This window comes from Actinosynnema sp. (assembly GCF_052038725.1).
On the sequence record NZ_JBQGCX010000711.1, the window covers coordinates 1 to 1897 of the forward strand.

The following is a 1897-nucleotide window of genomic DNA, read 5'->3' on the forward strand; positions in this document are numbered from 1 at the left end:
ACTGGGCGAACTCCACCCCAGGTCCCCACCGGGCGCAGCCACGTACCCGTCGACGCTCACGTTCATCCCGAAGATCAGCTTCCGCATGGCCGCATCCTCCCGCGCGGGTCCGACATCCCGCGCCACCCGCGACCGGGCCTCCCACGACCGGGGGCAACGGCCCCCGGCGCCGGTCGAACCGCGCCAGGCCTTGCCCGGCGTCAGCCCGCGCACCCCGACCAGCAGGCTGCACCGAGGCGCGCGGCGTCGTGACGCACCGCCTGCCCTGAGATCACCGCGCGGCAGGACGCCGGCGACGAAGGCCCGCGCCGTCCGGGGGACGGGCGTCGAAGCGGCGGCGGTACTCCGACGGCGAGGTGGCGAAGGCCGCGGCGAACCGCTGCCGCAGGGTGACCGCGCTGCCGAAACCGCAGCTCGCGGCGACCTGGTCGATCGGCAGGTCCGTGGACTCCAGCAGCCTGCGGGCCTCGTCCAGGCGCTGCCGCCTGACCCACACCGCCGGGGTCTCGCCGGTGGCGGTCTGGAACGCCCGGATGAAGGTGCGCCTGCTCAGGTGCGCGACCTGGGCCAGCCGCTCGACCGGCAGCGGTTCCGCCAGGTGCCGCAGCGCCCACTCCAGCACGACGGCGATCGGGTCGTCCACCGCCCGCGCGGGCAGCGGGCGCTCGACGTACTGCGCCTGCCCGCCCTCGCGGTGCGGCGCCACCACCAGGCTGCGGGCGACCCGGTTGGCCGCAGCGGCCCCGAGCCTGCCGCGCACCAGGTGCAGGCAGGCGTCGAGCGCCGAGGCGGTGCCCGCCGAGGTCAGCACGTCCCCGTGGTCGACGTACAGCACCGAGGCGTCCACGTCGACGTCGCGGTGGCGCGCGGCGAGCACGTCGACGGCCTGCCAGTGCGTCACGGCGGTGCGCCGGGACAGCAGGCCCGCGTCCGCGACGGCGATCGCGCCCAGGCACAGCCCGGCGATCGTGGCGCCGCGCCCGTGGGCCTTGGCCAGTGCCCGGCGCAGCACCGGGCCCGCGGCGCGGCCGTCCTCGTGCCAGGAGGGGACGACCACGACGTCCGCCTCCTCTGCCGCCGACGGGCCGCGCACCTCGCCGATCGGGTAGCCCTCGGCGGTGCGGACCGACCCGGCCCGGTCGGCGAACAGGACCGTCGTCCAGTCGCCCAGCCCTTGCCGCCTGACCTCGTCGAAGACGAGCTGCGGCACGGCGAGGTGGAACATCGTGACCCCGTCGAAGGCGTGGACGGCGATGCGCAGGGCGTCCCCGGTGGTTGGCACGACTCCATCGTAAGGACGCACCCGTGCCAATGGTGCGGGCAGGTCCCTGGCTCCATGCTCGACGTGCCGCCCACCGGGGCGGCTTCCCCACCACGAGGAGCCCAACGGTCATGACCGCCCCCCACCGCGCCCTGGTCGTCGTCGACGTGCAGCAGGAGTACTTCGGCGGCCCGCTGGAGATCCAGCACCCGCCGCACGCCCAGTCGCTGCCCCGGATCGCGCGGGCGATCGACGCGGCCACCGCCGCGGGCGTCCCCGTCGCCGTGGTCCAGCACTCGGCGGGGGAGGGCTCGCCCGTGTTCGACCCGACCCGGCCCGGCTTCCTGCTGCACCCCGAGGTGGAGCGCAGGCGCGCGGACGGCTGGAAGTCGATCACCAAGCGGCACGGCACCGTCTTCGCGGGCACCGACCTGCTCGCCTGGCTGCGGGAGCGCGGGGTCGACACCATCACCCTCGTCGGCTACATGACCAACAACTGCGTGCTCGCCTCCGCCGCCGAGGCCGAGGTCCACGGCCTGGCCGCCGAGGTGCTCTCCGACGCCACCGGCGCGATCCACATCGCCAACGAGGCCGGCTTCACCGACGCCAAGACCGTCCACACGTCGCTGATGGCGC

At 75.4% G+C, this 1897-nt stretch carries 2 protein-coding genes and 1 pseudogene; 1 reads left to right on the forward strand and 2 read right to left on the reverse strand.

Annotated features, from left to right (window positions below; translation table 11 throughout):
- A pseudogene (locus ACTUAL_RS14875) lies at positions 1–87 on the reverse strand (dihydrofolate reductase family protein); the annotation flags it as partial.
- Between the two features lie 184 nt (positions 88–271).
- Positions 272–1282, reverse strand: a complete 1011-nt coding sequence (locus tag ACTUAL_RS14880; protein ID WP_440900659.1) for a GlxA family transcriptional regulator — start codon at positions 1280–1282, stop codon at positions 272–274.
- Between the two features lie 110 nt (positions 1283–1392).
- On the opposite strand from ACTUAL_RS14880, the gene ACTUAL_RS14885 reads away from it, so the two are divergent.
- Positions 1393–1897: isochorismatase family protein (locus ACTUAL_RS14885; protein WP_440900660.1), on the forward strand; the 505-nt coding region annotated here is incomplete at its 3' end.